The organism is Pararhizobium mangrovi (genome assembly GCF_006516965.1).
GTDB classification, from domain to species: Bacteria; Pseudomonadota; Alphaproteobacteria; order Rhizobiales; family Rhizobiaceae; genus Pararhizobium_B; species Pararhizobium_B mangrovi.
In genome coordinates this window covers 1-18,925 of sequence record NZ_VHLH01000016.1, presented here as the reverse complement: position 1 = coordinate 18,925, position 18,925 = coordinate 1, and the positions used below count along the sequence as shown (strand labels likewise).

The 18,925-nt window shown below is 66.2% G+C and carries 19 protein-coding genes; 12 read left to right on the top strand and 7 right to left on the bottom strand.

The window, feature by feature from the left end:
* Positions 1 to 97 precede the first annotated feature (97 nt).
* The 6 genes from FJU11_RS09790 to FJU11_RS09765 all read left to right on the top strand — a co-directional run bounded on the left by FJU11_RS09790 (position 98) and on the right by FJU11_RS09765 (position 7,730).
* The gene (locus FJU11_RS09790) at positions 98 to 571 is read left to right on the top strand and encodes a MarR family winged helix-turn-helix transcriptional regulator (RefSeq protein ID WP_181408125.1); all 474 of its coding nucleotides are present in this window, start codon (positions 98 to 100) and stop codon (positions 569 to 571) included.
* Positions 572 to 620: 49 nt separating this feature from the next.
* Positions 621 to 2,696 carry an FUSC family protein gene (locus FJU11_RS09785; RefSeq protein ID WP_141166870.1) on the top strand — a complete coding sequence of 692 codons (2,076 nt, stop codon included), beginning with the start codon at positions 621 to 623 and terminating at the stop codon, positions 2,694 to 2,696.
* A 4-nt stretch (positions 2,697 to 2,700) separates the two neighbouring features.
* A complete protein-coding gene (locus FJU11_RS09780) occupies positions 2,701 to 2,949 on the top strand; it encodes a DUF1656 domain-containing protein (RefSeq protein ID WP_141166869.1) in 249 nt (82 codons plus the stop codon).
* Between the two features lie 3 nt (positions 2,950 to 2,952).
* Entirely contained in the window at positions 2,953 to 3,855 is a 903-nt protein-coding gene (locus FJU11_RS09775; RefSeq protein WP_141166868.1) for an efflux RND transporter periplasmic adaptor subunit, read from the top strand.
* A gap of 124 nt (positions 3,856 to 3,979) precedes the next feature.
* Entirely contained in the window at positions 3,980 to 5,872 is a 1,893-nt protein-coding gene (locus FJU11_RS09770) for an ABC transporter ATP-binding protein (RefSeq protein WP_141166867.1), read from the top strand.
* Entirely contained in the window at positions 5,835 to 7,730 is a 1,896-nt protein-coding gene (locus FJU11_RS09765; RefSeq protein WP_141166866.1) for an ABC transporter ATP-binding protein, read from the top strand. The genes FJU11_RS09770 and FJU11_RS09765 overlap by 38 nt, the downstream gene beginning before the upstream one ends.
* Before the next feature lie 172 nt (positions 7,731 to 7,902).
* Here the strand turns inward: FJU11_RS09765 and FJU11_RS09760 are convergent, their stop codons facing one another.
* On the bottom strand, positions 7,903 to 8,094 hold the full coding sequence (locus FJU11_RS09760) for a hypothetical protein (RefSeq protein ID WP_141166865.1): 192 nt from the start codon (positions 8,092 to 8,094) through the stop codon (positions 7,903 to 7,905).
* Between the two features lie 168 nt (positions 8,095 to 8,262).
* Here FJU11_RS09760 and FJU11_RS09755 point away from each other — a divergent pair, with 168 nt between their 5' ends.
* Entirely contained in the window at positions 8,263 to 8,829 is a 567-nt protein-coding gene (locus tag FJU11_RS09755) for a DUF421 domain-containing protein (protein WP_141166864.1), read from the top strand.
* 18 nt (positions 8,830 to 8,847) lie between these two features.
* Here FJU11_RS09755 and FJU11_RS09750 read toward each other — a convergent pair whose 3' ends face one another.
* Entirely contained in the window at positions 8,848 to 9,621 is a 774-nt protein-coding gene (locus FJU11_RS09750) for an SDR family NAD(P)-dependent oxidoreductase (protein ID WP_141166863.1), read from the bottom strand.
* A gap of 446 nt (positions 9,622 to 10,067) precedes the next feature.
* Positions 10,068 to 11,225: a PA0069 family radical SAM protein gene (locus FJU11_RS09745; RefSeq protein ID WP_141166862.1), complete on the bottom strand. Its 1,158-nt coding sequence runs from the start codon at positions 11,223 to 11,225 to the stop codon at positions 10,068 to 10,070.
* Positions 11,226 to 11,349: 124 nt separating this feature from the next.
* Between FJU11_RS09745 and FJU11_RS09740 the strand changes: the two genes are divergently transcribed.
* Complete coding sequence (locus FJU11_RS09740; RefSeq protein WP_141166861.1) at positions 11,350 to 11,835, top strand: glycosyltransferase family protein; 486 nt, start codon at positions 11,350 to 11,352, stop codon at positions 11,833 to 11,835.
* Positions 11,836 to 11,876: 41 nt separating this feature from the next.
* On the opposite strand, the gene moaB is transcribed toward FJU11_RS09740, so the two are convergent.
* The 4 genes from moaB to FJU11_RS09720 form a co-directional block, all read right to left on the bottom strand.
* Positions 11,877 to 12,419 carry a molybdenum cofactor biosynthesis protein B gene (gene moaB / locus FJU11_RS09735; RefSeq protein WP_141166860.1) on the bottom strand — a complete coding sequence of 181 codons (543 nt, stop codon included), beginning with the start codon at positions 12,417 to 12,419 and terminating at the stop codon, positions 11,877 to 11,879.
* Positions 12,416 to 13,378 carry a 4-(cytidine 5'-diphospho)-2-C-methyl-D-erythritol kinase gene (locus FJU11_RS09730; protein WP_141166859.1) on the bottom strand — a complete coding sequence of 321 codons (963 nt, stop codon included), beginning with the start codon at positions 13,376 to 13,378 and terminating at the stop codon, positions 12,416 to 12,418. The genes moaB and FJU11_RS09730 overlap by 4 nt, the downstream gene beginning before the upstream one ends.
* A gap of 18 nt (positions 13,379 to 13,396) precedes the next feature.
* Entirely contained in the window at positions 13,397 to 15,310 is a 1,914-nt protein-coding gene (locus FJU11_RS09725) for a tetratricopeptide repeat protein (protein ID WP_141166858.1), read from the bottom strand.
* A gap of 137 nt (positions 15,311 to 15,447) precedes the next feature.
* A complete protein-coding gene (locus FJU11_RS09720) occupies positions 15,448 to 16,464 on the bottom strand; it encodes a polyprenyl synthetase family protein (protein ID WP_141166857.1) in 1,017 nt (338 codons plus the stop codon).
* A 131-nt stretch (positions 16,465 to 16,595) separates the two neighbouring features.
* Between FJU11_RS09720 and FJU11_RS09715 the strand changes: the two genes are divergently transcribed.
* The 4 genes from FJU11_RS09715 to FJU11_RS09700 all read left to right on the top strand — a co-directional run bounded on the left by FJU11_RS09715 (position 16,596) and on the right by FJU11_RS09700 (position 18,820).
* Positions 16,596 to 16,826 (top strand): putative signal transducing protein, encoded by a 231-nt coding sequence (locus FJU11_RS09715; RefSeq protein ID WP_141166856.1) that lies wholly within the window; start codon positions 16,596 to 16,598, stop codon positions 16,824 to 16,826.
* Positions 16,823 to 17,611 (top strand): tRNA1(Val) (adenine(37)-N6)-methyltransferase, encoded by a 789-nt coding sequence (locus FJU11_RS09710; protein ID WP_235890972.1) that lies wholly within the window; start codon positions 16,823 to 16,825, stop codon positions 17,609 to 17,611. The genes FJU11_RS09715 and FJU11_RS09710 overlap by 4 nt, the downstream gene beginning before the upstream one ends.
* Before the next feature lie 120 nt (positions 17,612 to 17,731).
* Complete coding sequence (locus FJU11_RS09705; protein WP_141166855.1) at positions 17,732 to 18,595, top strand: S49 family peptidase; 864 nt, start codon at positions 17,732 to 17,734, stop codon at positions 18,593 to 18,595.
* A 30-nt stretch (positions 18,596 to 18,625) separates the two neighbouring features.
* Positions 18,626 to 18,820 carry a hypothetical protein gene (locus FJU11_RS09700; RefSeq protein ID WP_141166854.1) on the top strand — a complete coding sequence of 65 codons (195 nt, stop codon included), beginning with the start codon at positions 18,626 to 18,628 and terminating at the stop codon, positions 18,818 to 18,820.
* The last annotated feature ends 105 nt before the right edge of the window (positions 18,821 to 18,925 follow it).

Genomic DNA, 18,925 nt, shown 5'->3' with positions numbered 1-18,925 from the left:
TAATCGACCGGAATCTTACCGGTACCTACCCGTCGCACCCTCGTTGACGCGGCAACCTCGTATTGCTATGTGCCCTGATAGGAAGGACGCATACTATATGGGTGCACAAGAAGATCGCCCCGTCATGCTGCGCGAATGCCTTGACGCGCTGACGCGGGTCAGCCGCAAGCTGCGGACGCTGTTCAACGCGCGGGTGACGGCGCACGGCCTGACCTATGCCCGGGCACGCGCACTCCTGCGTCTTTCGGAGGGTGACAAACTCGGCCAGAAGGAGCTTGCCTGCCTTCTCGAACTGGAGCCGGCGACGACCGGCCAGCTTCTCGACCGCATGGAACGACTGGATCTCATCGAACGCGTGCTCGACCCGGGCGATCGCCGCGCGAAGAAGGTGGTGCTGACGCCGTACGGTCGCGAGCAGGCCGCCCTCGTAGCGCGCATCGGCGAGGAAATCCGCGCCGAGATCTTCGCCGGCATGGACGACGAGGCGGTGGCCGGCGCCGTCGCCTTCTTCACCGCGCTCGAGGATCGCGTAGGCGAGGCCGGACACGCCGCCTCCGCGCCAGCCGGATAGACCGAACCCTTCGCGCGCTGCGCGGACAACGAAAGTTTGAGGAGTGGCGATGCAACGCCCGGCTCCATGGCAGATCCTTTTCGCGCTGAAGGCGTTCGCGGCAGCCATGCTCGCGCTCTACATCGCCTTTTCGCTCGATCTCACGCGCCCCTACTGGGCGTTGACGACCGTCTATGTCGTCTCGCAGCCCTTTGCCGGCGCCATCCGCTCCAAGGGTGTCTTCCGTATCGGCGGAACGATCGCCGGCGCCTCGGCCGGTATCGCGATGACGGCGATCTTCGGCGCTTGGCAGCCCGGCCTGATCGCCGGTCTCGCATGCTGGGTCTATGCCTGCGGCTACCTAGCGCTTTCCGACCGCAGTCCGCGCGGCTACTTCTTCCTGCTCGCCGCCCTGACCGGCCTGCTCGTCGCCTGGCCGGGATCGAGCCTTTCCTCCGGACCGATCTTCCCGACCGCGGTTGCCCGCGTGGAGGAGATCGGCCTCGGCATCCTGTGCGCGGTCTTCGTCGACAGCGTCTTCTTTCCGCGCCGGATCGCGCCGGTGATCGACACGCAGCTTCGCACATGGTTCGACGATGCCAGGCAGTGGAGCCTCGACGTGCTTTCCGGCAAGCGCGAGAAGGCCGATGCCGACCGGGCGAAGCTGGCCGCCGACGCCGCGCAGATCGCACCGATGACGGTCCATCTCGACTACGAGATGGCCGACGAGCCCCAGCGCGCCCGCTGGATCCGCGTGCTCCAGCGGCGCATGCTCTTCATCCTGCCCGTCCTTTCCTCGATCGACGACCGGCTTTCGCAATTGCGTGCGGGAAAGGACGGCCTGCCGTCGCGTCTGGACGCGATCGTCGCGGACCTTCAGGTATGGATCGAGGCCAAGGCGCCGGCCGAAGAGGGGCGCCGGCTCGAAGAACGGCTCGCCGCCTTCAGCCCGAAGGACGTGGCGACCTCGCGCTGGAACCGCGTGCTTCTCGTCAGCCTGTGCGAGCGCCTCGCGGATTTCGTCCGCATCGTCGGCGACTGCCGCGAACTGAGCGCGCTGGCCGGGGATCCCCGTAAGGCGCCGAGCGCGCGCGTCGCGGAGATCGCGCGCAACACGAGTTCCGAACCGCACCGCGACCACGGGATGATCGTCTGGGCGATCGCGACGTCGATGCTTTCCTTCTCGGTGGCGGCGGCGTTCTGGTACTTCACCGGCTGGTCGGGCGGCGCGACGGCGGCGATGTTCTCGCTTCTCATGTCGCTCTTCTTCGGCTCGATGGACAACCCGATGCCGATGCTGAAGCTGCTCTTCAAGGTGCTGCTCTTCGCGGTGGCGCTGGATTCGCTCTATCTCTTCGTCATCATGCCGTCGACGCATTCCTTTCCCACGCTCGTGATCGCGCTGGCGCCGGCGCTCATTCCGCTCGGGATCGTCGCCAGCAACCCGGCGACCTTCATCATCGCGCTCATGCCGATCGCCATGATGACCATGCGCAGTACGGCATTCATCGGCTTCGCGCCGTTCCTGAACGGCATGATCGGCATGATCTTCGGGGTGGTGATCGTCCTTCTCGTCTCGGGCGTGGTCAAGGCCGTCAGTGCCGAGACGAGCGTCCGGCGCGTCGTCCATGCGGGCTGGCGGGATCTCGAACGCATCGCCTCGGCACGCGGCACGCGCGAGGAACGCCACCGCTTCGTCGCGCGCATGCTGGACCGGCTTGCGCTTCTCGCACCCCGCCTGGCAGCACTTTCGGCCGAAAGCGGCCTCGTGGCGAATGACGCGCTTTCCGAAACGCGCCTCGGCCTCGCCCTGATCGAACTCCAGCATCATCGACGCCATCTTGCGGCCGGCGGCCAAGCGGCGGTCGGTGCGGTTCTCTCAGGCGTCGCGAGCCACTACCGCGACCGTCGCCGCAATCCCCATTGCTTGCCGCACGCAACGCTTCTCGAAGCGCTGGACCAGGCGCTCGGCGAAGTTCTCGACGGGCCGGAAGGCGAGCATCGCCGCCCGGCCGTGCTGGCGCTCGCCGGCGTGCGCAGGGCCCTGTTCCAGGGTGCCCCGCCGGCAATGCCGGAAGAAAGACCCGACGAGCCCGAAGCGCGCGAGCCGGATGTCGCGCCGCCGCTCGTCGTGGCGGCGGAGTAGGATCATGGCCGAGTTCGATATCTACGGCGTCTTCGTGCCGGCGCTTCTCGTCTTCGCGGTCTGTGCGGCCGCGCTCACCATGGTCGTGCGCCGCGTGCTCGTGGCTGTCGGCTTCTACCGGCTCGTCTGGCATCCGTCGCTCTTCGACGTGGCGCTCTTCGTCGTCGCCATCGGCGTGGTCTTTCTCATCGTCAACAACGGCGCGCAGGCGCTGCCCGTCATTCGGGCGCTCCACGCGAAAACCGGAATCTGAATCATGATCTTCAAGACCATCGTACGCTTTCTCGTGACGGCGGTCGTCGTCGTGGTGGCCGGCCTCGTCGTATGGAACCTGTGGATCTACTACGAGGAGGAGCCGCGCACCCGGGACGCGCGCGTCAGCGCCGACGTCGTCGCTATCGCGCCGGACGTCGCCGGCCATGTCGTGAACGTCGCCGTTTCGGACGATGCGACGGTGAAGAAGGGCCAGACGCTCTTCAAGCTCGATCCCGCGCGCTATTCGATCGCCGTCGATCAGGCGAAGGCCGCCCTGAAGACCGCGAAGGCGACGCTCGACCAGGCGAGACGCGACGCCGACCGCTTCGACAAGCTCGGCGACAACGTCGCGTCGATCCAGCAGCACGAGCAGGCGGCGACCGACGAAACCAAGGCGGAAGCCGCCTACGAGCAGGCGAAGGCCGCCCTCGACCTCGCCGAACTCAACCTGCACCGCACGACGGTTCATTCGCCGGTCAACGGAAGGGTGACGAACCTCTCCCTGAAGACGGGCGACTACGTTACCGCCGGCAAGCCTTCCATGGCGGTCGTCGACGCCGATTCCTTTTACGTGATGGGCTATTTCGAGGAAACGAAGCTCGCCAAGATCGACGTCGGCGATCCGGCGACCATCACGATGATGGGGGACGATACGGTGTTGAAGGGGCATGTCGCAGGGGTTTCGGCAGCCATCACCGATTCCAACCGGACCACCAACGCCGATCTCCTGCCGAACGTCGATCCGAGCTTTACCTGGGTGCGCCTCGCGCAGCGTATTCCCGTCCGCATTGCCCTCGACGACGCGCCGAAGGACGGACGCCTCGTCGCCGGGCGCACGGCGTCCGTCGATATCACCCCGTCGGCGAAGGACGGTGCCGTGACAGCCACATCGGACCGCAAATAGACGCAGGAGACCTTGCCGCGAGCGGCCGGGTCCTTTAAGCCATGAGCATCACGTCATCTTCACGTTCGAGTCGCGCCTGTCGTTTCAGGCGGCGTTCGGCATTTCCAGCGACAGGATCATTCCGGTGAGCGGCGAAGCTCGAAGCGACGCGCTGAAACTCAACTCGCCTCGCGCGGCGACGCCCGACAGCTGGCGCGAAGGGTTCGGCGTCATCGCACGCATCCTACGGCTGACCTTCGAGCATCCGTGGCAGGTCACCTTTGCGATCGGTGGCGCCATGGTCGCCGCGATCCTGCAGCTGATGATCCCGAAGCTGCTCGGTCACGCCGTGGACCAGACGCAGGCGATCGTCGACGGGGGCGGGGTCACGCGTGCCTCGCTCTGGGTGACGGCGGCGCTGCTTCTCGTCGTCAGCGTGCTGCGCGGCGGCTTCACCATGGTGCAGAACTATTTCGCCGAGGCCGTCGGCCACCATGTGGCCTATCGCCTGCGGCTTTCCTATTACGAGAAGATCCAGCGTCTGAGCTTCTCCTTCCACGATCAGGTGCATTCCGGCGACCTCATTACCGTCGGCATGCTCGATCTGGAAGGCGTGCGCATGTTCTTCTCGACCGGCTTCGTGCGTGCGGCCTTCCTGGCGATGATGATCGGCATCGGCGCCTTTCTGCTGCTCACCACGAATTTCGTGCTCGGGCTCCTGGCGCTGAGCTTCGTGCCCTTCGTCGCGTGGCGCTCCTCCGCTGCGCGGCTGAAGCTGCGCGCCGCCTGGCTTACGCTGCAGGAATGGCTCGGCGTGCTTACCCGGGCAATGGACGAGAATCTGAGCGGCATCCGCGTCGTGCGTGCCTTCGCCGCGCAGCGCCACGAGATGGCGAAGTTCGACAAGCTCTCGCAGCATACGCTCGGCCTGCAATACGAGCGCATCGGCATCCGCGTGCGCAATACGAGCATGATGACCTTCTCGTTCTTCATCGCCATGGGGCTCGTGCTTCTGGTCGGCGGGCAGAAGGTAATCGCCGGCGAGATCACGGTCGGCACGCTGACGTCGTTCCTGGCGTTCATGACCATTCTGCAGCTGCCCGTGCGTCAGCTCGGCATGATGGTGAACTCCTTCGCCCGCGCCTCGACCTGCGGTGCGCGCCTCTTCGAGGTGCTCGACCTGAACGACGAGATCGGCGAGGCCGGGGATGCGCCGGAGCTTGCCGTCGGTGACGGTACGCTTGAGTTCGAGGCCGTCGATTTCGCCTATCCCGCAGCACCCGACAAGCCGGTGCTGAAAGGCATCAGCTTCACCGCGCACCGCGGCCAGACGATCGGCATCGTCGGCCCGCCGGGCAGCGGCAAGACTTCGGTCGCGAGCCTCCTGCCGCGCTTCTACGACGTGACCGGCGGCTCGATCCGCATCGACGGACGGGATATCCGCTCCGTCGCGCTCGCTTCGCTGCGCCGGGCCGTCGGCGTGGTCCAGCAGGATTCCTTCCTCTTCACCACGACGATCGAGAACAACATCGCCTATGGTGACCCGTGGGCCGAAGGTGCGACGATCGAGCGGGCGAGCGAGTCCGCACAGCTCCACACCTATATCAAGAATCTGCCGCAGGGCTATTCGACCCTCGTCGGCGAGCGCGGCGTCTCGCTTTCCGGCGGTCAGCGCCAGCGCCTCTCGATCGCCCGCATCCTGATGCTGAAGCCGCCCTTCATCGTCTTCGACGATTCGACGGCGGCCATCGACGCGGCGACCGAACAGCGCATCCGCGCCGAAATGCGCGAAGTGGCCGGGGACAGCGTGACGCTGATCATCGCCCATCGCCTTTCCTCGCTGAAGCATGCCGACGAGATCCTCTTCCTTGAGGATGGCGAAGTCGTCGAGCGCGGCACGCATGACGAACTGATCGCACTTGGCGGGCGCTACAAGGCGCTGAGCGACCTGCAGGGACAGCCCGACGACGCCGATCTGGAAGACACGAAGGACGATAGGGATGTCGAGAACGAGCGACACGCCGTTCGACAGGGCTGAGGCGCTGCGCGCGGCCGGCAAGCGACCGCCGCGAGCGACCGTCGGTTCCCATGTCGACCGGGAAGAAGTCTTCGGCCGCATGTTCGACGGCAACGTGGTCAAGCGGCTGTGGAGCTATGTCAGCCCCTACCGGAAGCTGGTCTTCATCTCCATTGCCGCCGTGCTCGTCTTCACCGCGACGCAGCTCGCCCTGCCGCTCGTCATCCGCTATGCGATCGACACCGGCATGGCCGCAGGCGATCCCCATCCCGGCGCGCTCGCCTGGGCCGGTGTCGCGTTCGCGATCGTCATCCTGATCAATTTCGCCGCCAGCTACGTGCAGGAAAACGTCGTCGGGCGCGCGGCGGAGAACATGCTGTTCGACCTGCGCCGGGCGATGTTCGAGCATCTGCAGCACATCTCGCTTTCGTTCATGGACAAGACCGAGGTCGGCCGGCTGATGTCGCGCCTGCAGGGCGATGTCTCCTCCATGCAGGAGTTCCTGGAAAACTCGGTGCTTTCGATCGGCGACATCGTGCTTCTGATCGGCATCGTCTGCGTCATGCTCGCGCTGAACGTATGGCTCGGCCTTCTGACGCTCGTCGTCATCCCCGTTCTCTTCGTCGTGCGCATCGTCTGGCTGCCGCGCGCGCGGGTCGCCTTCATGGCCGCGCACGAGGCGAACTCGATCACCAACGGCGCGCTCGCCGAGGCGATCAACGGCGTCCGGGCGGTGCAGGGCATGGACCGCCAGCGCGTCAACGCCACGCTCTACGACGACAAGGCACGCTACAATCTCGAAACGCACCTGAAGTCGGCGCGCTACGCCCAGCTCATGGTGCCGGTCGTCGACACGCTGACGGGCATCGCCATGGCCGTCGTCATCGTCGGCGGCGGCACGATGATCACCACCGGCACGCTCGACGTCGGCGTGATGGTCGCGTTCATCTTCTACATCCAGCGCTTCTTCGATCCCATCCGCTCGCTGACGCTGCAATATTCCGTCATGCAGCGCGCCATGGCTTCCGGCCAGCGCATCCTCGAGGTCATGGATGTGCCGGTGAGCGTCACTGACAAGCCGGACGCGAAGGTGCTGCCGGCTGACAACGACGGCTCGGTCGATTTCGAGAACGTCACCTTCGGCTACGATCCGAAGCGGCCGGTCCTGAAGAACGTCAGCTTCCGCGTGAACCCTGGGGAAACGGTCGCCCTCGTCGGCCCGACGGGCTCGGGCAAGTCGTCCGCCATGGCGCTCGTCCACCGCTTTTACGATGTGCAGCACGGCACGGTGCGCGTTGGCGGCCACGACGTTCGCGACCTCACGCAGGAATCGCTCGGCCGGCAGGTGGCGATGGTGCTGCAGGAGCCGTTCCTCTTCACCGGAACGGTCTTCGAAAACGTGCGCTACAACAACGATGCCGCGACACGCGAAGAGGTGCGGCGCGCCTGCGAGGCCGTCGGCGCGCACGATTTCGTCATGGCGCTTCCGGACGGGTACGACACGCAGCTTTCGCAGGGCGGCGGCTCGCTTTCGCTCGGACAGCGCCAGCTTCTGAGCTTCGCGCGAGCCCTGATCGCCGATTCGAAACTGCTCGTGCTCGACGAGGCGACGGCGAACATCGACAGTTACACCGAACTGCAGATCCAGAAGGCGCTCGAACGGCTCCTCGAAGGCCGGACGGGTCTCGTCATCGCCCACCGGCTGGCGACGATCCGCGGTGCCGATCGCATCATCGTGCTGCGCGAGGGCGAGGTGGTCGAGACGGGCACGCATGGCGAACTGATGCGGCTTAACGGCATGTACGCCAAGCTCTACAGCCTGAACTATGCGTCGTTCGACGACGCGGCGCGCGAACTGGCGGCAATGTCGGGAACGTAGGGCGGGCGAAGCCCTTATTTCGTCGCGGAAAATTTTCGCGAAAGCGGAAGTCGGCGCCGGGGCGAAGTGATATCCGCCGGACTTACCATCTCGTTCCGTATGGATCCAGCGGGGATGCATGGATCGGCGAAGGCCTCGCTCGCCGGGGCCTTCGGGTCGTTCTTGCCGGTCGTTATTCCGGAACGGACCGCCAGCTATCCCGGTCGCGATAGGGCTCGTCGACCTTTGTCGCCATGCGGTGGCGCACGTTCTGCCAAGGACCGAAATCGGCGCCGCAGACCGGACAGTGGACGCGCATCGTGTCGTCCTTTTCCTGGTGGTCGATCTGCAACGCGACATCGCATCGGTTGCAGAGCATTTTCATTTGGGCGGTTTCCATGACGTACTCCCTTCGTATTCGCGCCAATTTTATACGTCGGCCGATCGAGCGTGTCTTACAATTTTGTTAAATATGGGTGCGGCATCGACGTGCCGTCCTCGGACCGTTAGAGCGTTCGCGCATCGTCTTTCCCCTCGCTCTCGCGGAGACCGAATGGCAACCGAGTGGTTTCTTCCCGCCGCATGGTCGGACCTCGCATGGGTCGTGATCTCCACGGTCGGCATGTACTGCACCATCCTTGCGCTGGCGCGGCTTTCCGGCGTGCGCAGCTTTGCGGAAATGTCCGCGTTCGACGTCGCCGTAACCATCGCGGTCGGCTCGCTGCTGGCAACGAGCATCGCCACGCGCAATCCGCCGCTCCTGCAGGGCGTCGTCGCGATGGTCTCGCTCTACGGCCTTCAACTCGTGCTCTCGCGCCTGCGCCGGCACTATCGCGGCGTTTCGCACATCACCGACAACGCGCCGATCCAGCTCATGGGACGCGGAGGCGTCGTCTATCACGTCAACATGGATCTCGCCCGGGTCACCGAGGACGATCTGAGGACCCATCTGCGAAAGGCGAACGTCGTCGATCCGAAGAGGGTCGAGGCAGTCGTCATGGAAGGCACCGGCGAGATCAACGTCCTGCATGGTCACGGCGGGGGTTCGCTCGAGAATGCGTGGATCCTGCGCGATGTGCGCAATTACGACGAGGGAATCGGCCGGCCGAGCGTCGAGTAGCGGGATGGGACGATCGGCCTACGGCATCAGCTGGCCGCCGTTCACCTCGAGGATCTGGCCGATCACGTAGCCGGAAAGGGCTTCGGAGGCGAGAAAGAGGTAGGCGCCGACACAGTCCTCCGCCGTTCCCCAGCGCCCCTGCGGTATGCCGGCGAGCGCCGTCTTGAGCTGCTGTTCAGTGGAATACCGCTCGTGGAAGGGCGTCAGGATGACGCCGGGCGCCACGCCGTTCACGCGAATGCCGAAGGGAATGAGTTCCTTCGCCATTCCGCGCGTCACGTTCGAGACGAAGGCCTTCGACGATCCGTAGAGCCCGGAACCGCCGCTGGCGCCGTTGCGCGCGGCGATCGACGTCGTGTTGACGATGAAGCCGCCGTTCTTCTTCAGATACGGGATCGCCGCATTGGAGGCGGTAACGACCGAACGCGCGTTCAGGTCCATGACCTTGTCGTAGAATGCGTCGGTCATGTCGGCGTAATCGACACGATCGACCATGCCGCCGGCATTGTTGATCAGCCCGTCCAGGCCGCCGAAATGATCCGCTATCTCGTCGACGATCCCCTTCAGGGTTTCAGACGACGTGACGTCGCCCTGGACGAGCTTGACCGTGCCACCGTCGGCCTCGATCTCCTCGGCCAGTTTGCGCGCTTCATCGACGCTTGCATTGTAATGCAGGCCGACGCGCGCGCCTTGAGCTGCGAATGCACGCGCGAGCGCTGCACCGATACCCGTCGAGGCACCGGTAATGAGCACGGTCTTGCCGGCAAGATCGGGAATGGCGAGTGATGGCATCGGGTCCTCCGGCGGCGTCAAATGGAAATCGCCGTCGATCGGCCGATGAAGGTCGGCAGGCGACGATCAATGCGTGGGTGTGTCCACCCGGGAATTCTGCCGAGGCGATGCCTAGCGGAACATCGTCTTGAACATGCTGCCGACGTCGACCGCCTGACGGTGCGCCCTGCGCCGATTGACGGACTGCCGGGCGTAGCCGATGCCGTTCTGACGAGACATGCCGTTTTGACGCGTAATTCCACCATCGATCGCCGCCGAGGAACGAGCGGCTTGCTGGCGTGTGACGAAAGTGGATAGGCGGCGACGAAGATGAAGCAGATACGAGCGATTGATCATCTGGACTCCCTTTACTCAAGGCAAACGATCCTGCGCGGGGGTAGTTCCGTCCATCTCCGGTTCGAGAGGATGCGCGGCCATGCGTCCCGTATCCTTCGAGCATGCATGTCTCAAAGCAGGCTGAGTTGCGTGCCGCCGACCGTCGGCGGAGTGAAGAGGTCGGTGCGAAGCGGCATCAGCTTTCCGTCGAGGCCAAGCCGCTTGGCGGCCATCTGGAAACGACGGCCGATCTGCCAGGCATAGGGGCCGGCGCCGCGCATGCGCTTGCCGAACTCCGCGTCGTAGTCCTTGCCGTCGCGCATGGAGCGCACCAGCGACATGACGTGGCGGTAGCGGTCGGGATGGTCGCGCAGCAGCCAGTCGCGAAAGAGCGGGCTGACTTCGTGCGGCAGGCGCAGGAGCACGTAGCCGGCCTGCTCCGCCCCGGCGGCGGCTGCCGAATCGAGGATGCGCTCGATCTCGTGATCGTTCAGGCCGGGAATGACGGGAGCCGCCATGACGCCGGTCGGAATGCCCGCATCGCTGAGTGCCCGGATCGCTTCCAGCCTGCGCGACGGTGTGGCAGCGCGCGGTTCCATGGAGCGGGCGAGCTTGCGATCGAGCGTCGTCACCGACAGCGCGACACGGGCAAGGCCGCGTTCGGCCATCGAGGCGAGGATGTCGATGTCGCGCATGACGAGCGCGGATTTCGTGACGATGCCGACGGGATGATTCGCCTTGTCGAGCACTTCGAGAACGGAGCGCATGATGCGCCATTCCTTCTCGATCGGCTGATAGGGGTCGGTGTTCGTTCCGATGGCGATCGAACGTGGCTGGTAGCCGGGTTTGGCAAGCTCGCGCTCGAGAAGCCTCGCCGCGTCCGGCTTGGCGAAGAGCTTCGCCTCGAAATCGAGCCCGGCGGAAAGGCCCATATAGCTGTGGGTCGGCCGCGCGAAGCAGTAGACGCAGCCATGCTCGCAGCCGCGATACGGATTGATCGAGCGATCGAAGGAAATGTCCGGCGAAGCGTTGCGGGTGATGATGGCGCGCGGCTTCTCGACCTGCACCTCGGTCTTGAACGGCGGCAATTCCTCGATCGACGCCCAGCCGTCGTCGAAGACGTGCCGGACCTGCCTTTCGAAGCGTCCGGTCGGATTGATACCGGCCCCGCGTCCACGTCGGCGCCCTTGCCGTACGCGAAGACCGCCGCTCTCCATGAGCGCATCGGCCATGTCGTGGCGATGGTCCGGCGAAAGCGGACCGCGCGCGATATCCATATGGTCGGCCATGCCAGCGTTCCCTCGCCAGTGTTCGAACGAGATCATCGATACCGAAGACATAGAACGGCGATGAGAACAAAGCAAGAACAATTGACGGCTGGCGCGTAGGCGGGCGATACGGTAGGCGTCGGCCATGATTACCGTACTCATGGAATGCCGCGATCAGGAGGCGGCGCTCGCACGATCGCTTGGCGCACTCGTGCCCGGTGCCGTGGAGGGGCTGGTTCGCGAAGCGATCGTCTTCGATCACGGTTCGGGCGACGGATCCGCGAAGGTGGCGGATGCGGCGGGCTGCCGCTTCATACCCGCAGTCGCGATGGCCGGTACGATCGCGGCGGCACGTTCCGATTGGCTGTTCATCCTGGAAACGGGTGCCTGCCCGTTGGCGGGCTGGATCGAGGCTTTCGATGCGCATATGGCGTCGAGCACGCGCCCGGCGCGGCTGAAACCGTCCGACGAACGCGGCCCGTTTGCGAAGCTGCGTTTGCGATCGAGACCGTTGCGCGGCGGCATGCTGATCCCGAAGAGCGCCGTGCGGCCGGGATCCGATGGCCTTAAGCGTGCAGTGCGCGGCGTAAGACCGATCACCCTTGCTGCGGGCATGCATCCGGCCGCTTGAAGCGCACCGGTTAGAGCGCTCCCGTACAAACCTGAAAGGCCCTAGGCCGGGTTCGGCTTGCGGCGCAGGTGTTCGTCGAGGCGCGGCATGATCTCGACGAAGTTGCAGGGGCGGTGGCGGTAGTCGAACTGTGCTTCGAGGATGCCGTCCCAGGCATCGCGGCAGGCACCGGGCGAGCCGGGCAGCACGAAGACGAAAGTGCCCTGCGCCAGGCCCGCGGTCGCCCGGGACTGAATCGTCGAGGTACCGATCTTGTCGTAGGAGATCCGATGGAAGATGGCGGAAAAGCCGTCCATGCGCTTGTCGAAGAGCGGTTCGATCGCCTCGGGCGTGACGTCGTGGCCGGTAAAGCCGGTGCCGCCCGTCGTGATCACGACGTCGATCTCGGACGTTCGCGTCAGCTCGCGCACCGAGCGCGCGATCTCTTCGGGGTCGTCGCGGACGATCTTGCGCGCGACGAGGTGATGGCCGGCAGCCTCGATGCGCTCGGCGAGCGTGTCGCCGGACCGGTCGTCCTCGGCGCTGCGCGTGTCCGAAACGGTCACGACGGCGATGCCGACGGGAATGAAGGGGCGTTCGCTCATGGCAATCCTCTGGCGTTGGCGTAGACGCTGCGGCAGTCGGCCACGAACCAGCCCGGGCGGCGCCTGCGAATGGAAAGGGCGGCGGCCTGTGCCGTTGCCGCATCCGTGAAGAGGCCGAAACACGTCGCGCCGGACCCCGACATGCGCGCAAGCCGCGCGCCGGCGTCGGTCAGGTCGCTGCGCGCCTCGCCGATCGCCGGTTCGGCGTCGGCCGCCGTCGCTTCGAGGTCGTTGCGCATGGCGGCGAGGATCGCGCAGTTGTTCGTGAATGCGCTCCAACGCGGCGGCAGCGTCAGCCCGGCATTCTCGCGCCGGTCGAGGTTCGAGAAGATTTCGGCGGTGGAAACGGGCCGGTCGGGGGTTACGAGCACCATGTCGAAGGAGGGAAATTCGGAAAGGATGCGGATGCGCTCGCCGACACCGGTTGCGACGAGCGGCCGCGTCGCCAGGCACATCGGCACGTCCGCGCCGAGCCCGGCGGCGATGTCGGCCATCTCCGCATCGCTCATGTGCACCGACCACGAACGGGCGAGCGCCCTCAGTGTGGCGGCCGCATCGGCCGAGCCGCCACCGATGCCGCTTGCCACGGGCAGGTTCTTTTCGAGCGTGATCGCGACCGGCGGCGCCGGCTGGTCGAGGGTGCGCAGCGCCTCGCGCAAACGATCCCGTGCGGCGAGTACCAGATTGCCTGGATCGTTCGCCAGCGCGCTCGCATAGGGGCCGCAAAGCTCGAAACGATCGCGCTCGGCCGCGACGACGTGGACACGATCGACGACGTTGGCGAAGGTGACGAGGCTTTCGAGCGAATGCCGCCCATCCGCCCTGCGGCCGGTGACGTGGAGTGCGAGATTGATCTTTGCCGGCGCCCGCTCGACGACGGCCCTAACGAGCGGATCGACGCCCGCCGGCGATGCGCGGCCCGCTCCCGCGTTCGTTTCTGGCGCCGCCTGCCTGCTCATTCATGCGCCATGCCGGGGTCAGCTTCGATCGGGCCGGCCGGATGCGCCCGGACGCTCGAAAAGCGCCGCCGCGTACCGGTGCCGGGCATCGGGCAGGAGGAGGCCGCTCTTGCGATCCTCGCCGCTCTTGGCCGGCGCGTCCGGTGTCTTTGCCGGCTTCTCGCTCTCGGCGCTGACCGGGCGCCCGTCGACGGGGGCCGGCAGCCCGCTCTGAAGCTTCTCCTTCAGCTCGGCCACTTCGTCCTTCTCCGCCCCGAAGGTGATGGCGTGCTGCCACTGGTAGCGCGCCTCGATGCGCCGACCGGCCTGCCAGTAGGCGTCGCCGAGATGGGCGTTGATCGTCGCGTCCTCCGGCTTGAGCTCGACCGCGTGCTCGAGTTCGTCCACCGCCTTGTCGAAGCGTCCGAGCTTGTAATAGGCCCAGCCGAGCGAATCGACGATGTATCCGTCGTTCGGGCGAAGCGAGACGGCCTTCTTGACCATCTCGAGCCCGTCTTCGAGGTGCGTGTTCCGGTCGATCCAGGAATAGCCGAGATAGTTCAGCACCTGCGGCTGGTCCGGCGAAAGGTCGAGCGCCTTCTTGAAGGACGGCTCGGCCTTGTCCCACTGCTTCAGACGCTCGTAGGCGATTCCACGCTGGTAGTAGATGTCCCAGTTCGCCTTGTCGGGCACCGAACCGAGAGCCTTGACGGCCTGGTCGTAGAGGTCGGCCATCGCCTGATAGTTTTCCGCGCTCGAATAGACGCTGCCGAGCGCGAGATAGGCGCGCATGTCGCTTGGATCCTCGGCGATCAGCTGCTTGAGCTGCTTGACGGCGTCCTGCGTGCGATCGAGACGGGCGAGATCGAGGCCGCGCTGCAGCTCCGACAACCGGCGCATCGGCGAATTGGCGGGAATGCCCTCGTAGATGGTGATCGCCTTTTCGGTCTGGCCCTGCTGCTCTGCAAGGCCGCCAAGCATGACGCGGGTGGCCGGATTGTCGGGGTCGAGCGCCTGGGAAAAGCGCAGGTAGAGCGCGACCACCTCGTCTGCGCCCTGGCCGCTCAGTGCGCTGCCGACGGAAAAGAGCACGGTCGCCGCACCCTGGTTCGCGGTCTTGACGGAACGCTCGCCGACGGTGCCCTTGTCGATCGCCTGGCGCACGGCGTCGAGTGGCGGGTAGCCGGGCGAAAGCCGCTCGCCTGTCGCGACCGCGTCGCGCGCGGCCGTCTTGTTGCCCTGGTGGGCCTCCATCTGGGCAAGCGCGATGACGGCGCGCATGAAGGTGTCCGGCGCGGTGCTCGCGCCGGTCTTGTCGGTGATCGCCGCGCGCAGGCGCTTGCGGGCGTCGCCGATGCGGCCCGCGGCCTCGTCCATCAGGCCGGCGCTGTAGTTCTTGAAGATGGCGAACCATTCCGGCCCGTCGATGGCGTCGATCCGCTTCAGGGCGCTGTCGGTATTGCCCTCGCCGTACTGAGCCCAGGCGATGAGCAGACCGTTCATCAGCCGGTCGAGATCGTTGTCGCCGTTGTATTGCAGGATCTTTGCGGCCTCGCCGAACCGCTTGTCGCGCATGGCGGCGACGCCGCGCGCGATGGTCGTCACCCGGTCGACGTCGCTGTCGTCCTTGAGCGTATCGGCAAGCTTCATGCCGTCCGCGAAACGCCCGTCGGTAAACAGCGCGATCATCAGGCGCTGCTGGATCTGGCGGTCGCCGGGATCGAAATCGAGCGCGCGGCGGTAGAACGCGATCGCCGAATCGGCGTCGTCGTCGGCATCGGCGATACGCCCGGCGAGAAACGCGCCAGCGAAGGAATCCACGTGCGCGGCGGAAAATCCGGCGTCCTTCTCGCCCTTCGCGTGGCCCTCGACGGCAGGCAAGAATGCCAGCGTTCCGGCAAGCGCCATCAGCGAGGCGCGGGCGAGAACGGGACGCAGATAGCTTCGTGTCATGGCGATGGCCTTTCGTCTCGCGCCGCTTCGGCGGTCGGCATGAAGTGCCGCGTGTGCAGCATCAAGATGGCGTTTTTTAAGCACGTACCGATATGGGTGTTGCAGGCGGCGGAGTGGCCGGCGAGACGGTCGCGGCATCAGGTAACGCGGGCAATGCAGAAATCGATGACTTCCAGCATGGCGGACTTGTAGTCGGAACCGGGCAGGGGCGCGAGCGCATCGCGCGCGATGTCGCCGTAGTGGCGGGCCCGCGCGATCGTGTCGGCCAGGCTGTCGTGCCTGGCGATGAGGGCGTTTGCCCTTTCGAGCGCTGCCTCGTCGTTCAGCCCGTCTTCCATCGCCGACTTCCAGAAGGCGCGTTCGTCCTCGCTGCCGCGGCGGTAGGCGAGCACGATCGGCAGGGTGATCTTGCCCTCGCGGAAATCGTCGCCGGTGTTCTTGCCGAGGTCCTGCTGCGAGCCGCCGTAGTCGAGCGCGTCGTCGACGAGCTGGAAGGCGAGGCCGAGATTGATGCCGTAGGATTTCAGCGCGTTGCGTTCGGCACGGCTGGCACCGGCGATGATCGGCCCGACCTCGGCGGCGGCCGAGAAGAGTGCGGCCGTCTTGGCCCGGATGACGGCCAGGTAGTCGTCCTCCGTCGTCTCCATGTTCTTGGCGACGGACAGTTGCAGCACTTCGCCCTCGGCGATGACGGCGGCGGCGTTGGAAAGGACGCCGAGCGCATCCATCGAACCGGCGTCGACCATCATGCGAAAGGCCTGGCCGAGCAGGAAGTCGCCGACGAGCACGCTCGCCTGGTTGCCCCACACGGTGCGCGCGGTCGACCTGCCGCGCCGCAGATCGCTCTCGTCGACCACGTCGTCGTGCAGCAGCGTCGCGGTGTGCATGAACTCGACGCTGGTGGCGAGCCGGACGTGATGCTCGCCGCCGTAGCCGAACATGGCGGCCGAGGCGAGGGTGAGCATCGGCCGCAGGCGCTTGCCGCCCGACGAGATCAGATGGTTGGCGACCTCGGGAATCATCTCGACGTCCGAGCCCGCACGATCGAGGATCATCCGGTTGACCCGCTCCATGTCGGGCCCCGTCAGCTCGACCAGCGGCCCGATCGAGGCGGGCCGATTCACTTCTTCCTCTAGCGGGACGACGACACCCAAACCCGGCACCTCCTGTTCAAACCCTTGCAAACAGAATAGATAGGCCTCCGACGCGCGGCAAGGGCAATCCGACCGCCATGGCGCGGCGAACCGGCGCGACGCGACTTGTCAAACGAGGAACGACGGGACCGATGCACGAACTGATCCGCACCAACGACGCCGTTCTGATCTCCTTCGTGGAAAGCCTTCTGAAGGAAGCCGGCATCGAATACTTCGTCGCCGATCGCAACACGAGCGTCGTCGAAGGCTCGCTCGGCGTCCTGCCGCGGCGCGTGATGGTGAGCGAGGACGGCGAGCAGCAGGCGCGGCGCATCCTGAAGGACGCCGGCGTCGGCGACGAGCTGCGCCCGCCCCGCGCGTGAACGCCGGGCCGCAGCCGGCCGATTACACGGTCGACGCCTTCCATCGCGGCGCCTTCCATCTCGTCCAGCCACGCGGCAGGGGACATCGTGCGGGGATCGATGCCATGCTTCTCGCCGCCCTCGTGCCCGACGGCGCGAGGGGGCAGCTCGCCGATTTCGGCGCCGGAACGGGGGCTGCCGGCCTCGCCGCGGTGTCGCGCCTCGCGGATATGCGAGCCACGCTCGTCGAGTATGACAGCGAGATGGTCGAATGCGCGCGCCGCACGCTCGCGCTTGCCGAAAATGGCGAACTGGCCGCCCGCGCAAGCGTGCTGCGCGCCGACGTCACCCTGCGTGGCCAGGCGCGCCTTGCTGCCGGACTCGCCGATTCGGCCTACGATCACGTCATCATGAACCCGCCCTTCAACGACGCCCTCGACCGGCCCACGCCCGACGCCCTGAAGGCACGCGCGCACGCCATGAGCGGCGACCTCTTCCAGGCGTGGATCCGCACCGCCGGTGCCGTCGCCCGGGCCGGCGCGCAGCTTTCCCTGATCGCACGGCCGGAATCGATCGCGGCGATCGTCGATGCCTGCGGCGGGCGCTTCGGCGGGCTGGAATGCACCGCGCTGTACCCGCGCGAGGGGGCCGATGCGATCCGCATTCTCGTCACGGCCATCCGTGGAAGCCGGGCGCGGCTCAGAATGCGCGCGCCGCTGGTGCTCCACGAGGGCGAGGACCATGCCTTCACCTCCTTCGTCGACGCGCTGAACAACGGCCGGGCGGCCTATCCGCGGCGCGGATGAGGCGTGCCGTCGGGCGATGACCGATCGCGACGCCGGCGGCAGCCATTGCGTTTGGGCCGGCGCCTCTTACATGCGAGATCATTCTTCGCCGCGTCCCGCACACAGCCACGAAAGCCGCCCATGGCCTCCCTCAAGTCCCTCCTTCCCCGCCGCTTCCGCAAGGAGGGCGTCGCCATTCCGGTCGTGCGCCTGCATGGCGCGATCATGGCGGGTGGCAGCCAGTTCCGGCAGAACCTGAACCTTGCCGCGGTCGCCCCGCTCCTGAACCGCGCCTTCGCCGACAAGCATGCGCCGGCCGTGGCGATCTCGGTCAATTCGCCGGGTGGTTCGCCGGTGCAGTCCCGGCTGATCTTCGCGCGGATCCGCGACCTGGCGAAGGAGAAGAACAAGCGCGTCCTGATGTTCGTCGAGGACGTCGCCGCTTCCGGCGGCTACATGATCGCGATCGCCGGCGACGAGATCTTCGTCGATCCGTCCTCGATCGTCGGGTCGATCGGCGTCGTCTCTGCCGGCTTTGGCTTCCAGGACCTCATCGAGAAGATCGGCGTCGAGCGCCGTGTGCACACCGCCGGGCGCAACAAGGCCGTGCTCGATCCGTTCCGCCCGGAACGGCAGGAGGACGTGGACCACCTGCTGCGGTTGCAGGGCGACATTCACGCGATTTTCATCGACATGGTGAAGGAGCGTCGCGGAGCCAAGCTGGTCGATGACGACGAGCTCTTCACCGGGCTCTTCTGGACTGGCGCGAAGGGCCGGGACCTCGGTCTCGTCGACGGTTTCGGCGACATGCGCACCGTGCTCAAGGAGCGGTACGGGGAAAACGTCGAGCTCAAGCTCGTCGCGCGCAAGCGCAGCCTGCTTCGCCGGCCGACACCCGGCGTCTTCGCCGGCGGTCTCAACGGCGCGGAAATCGCATCGGGGGCCGTGGACGGTCTTGCCGGTTATGCCGAGGAGCGCCTATTATGGGCGCGCTACGGATTGTAGCGTTCTGGGCTTTGGAGAAGGATGGCGCCGGTGCCACAGCTTCTGGTCATCGCCGGCTTCGGCGCACTCGCCTGGTACGGCTATCAGCGCTTCGTCAAGGAGGCCGAGCGGGTAAGCCGTGCGGTGCGCCGGGCGGAAAAGGAAACCGAAACCGGCGCGATCGGCACGCTGGTCCGCGATCCCGTGACCGGCGAATATCGGGTGGCGGCGAAGGAAGCCGACTAGAGCGCTTCCGTATGAACCTGAAAGGCTCTAGCTGTGGAGCCTCAACAGGTTGTCCTGATCGAGACCGAGGCGGCTGATGGGCACGGTGTCGTTTATCCCGCCATG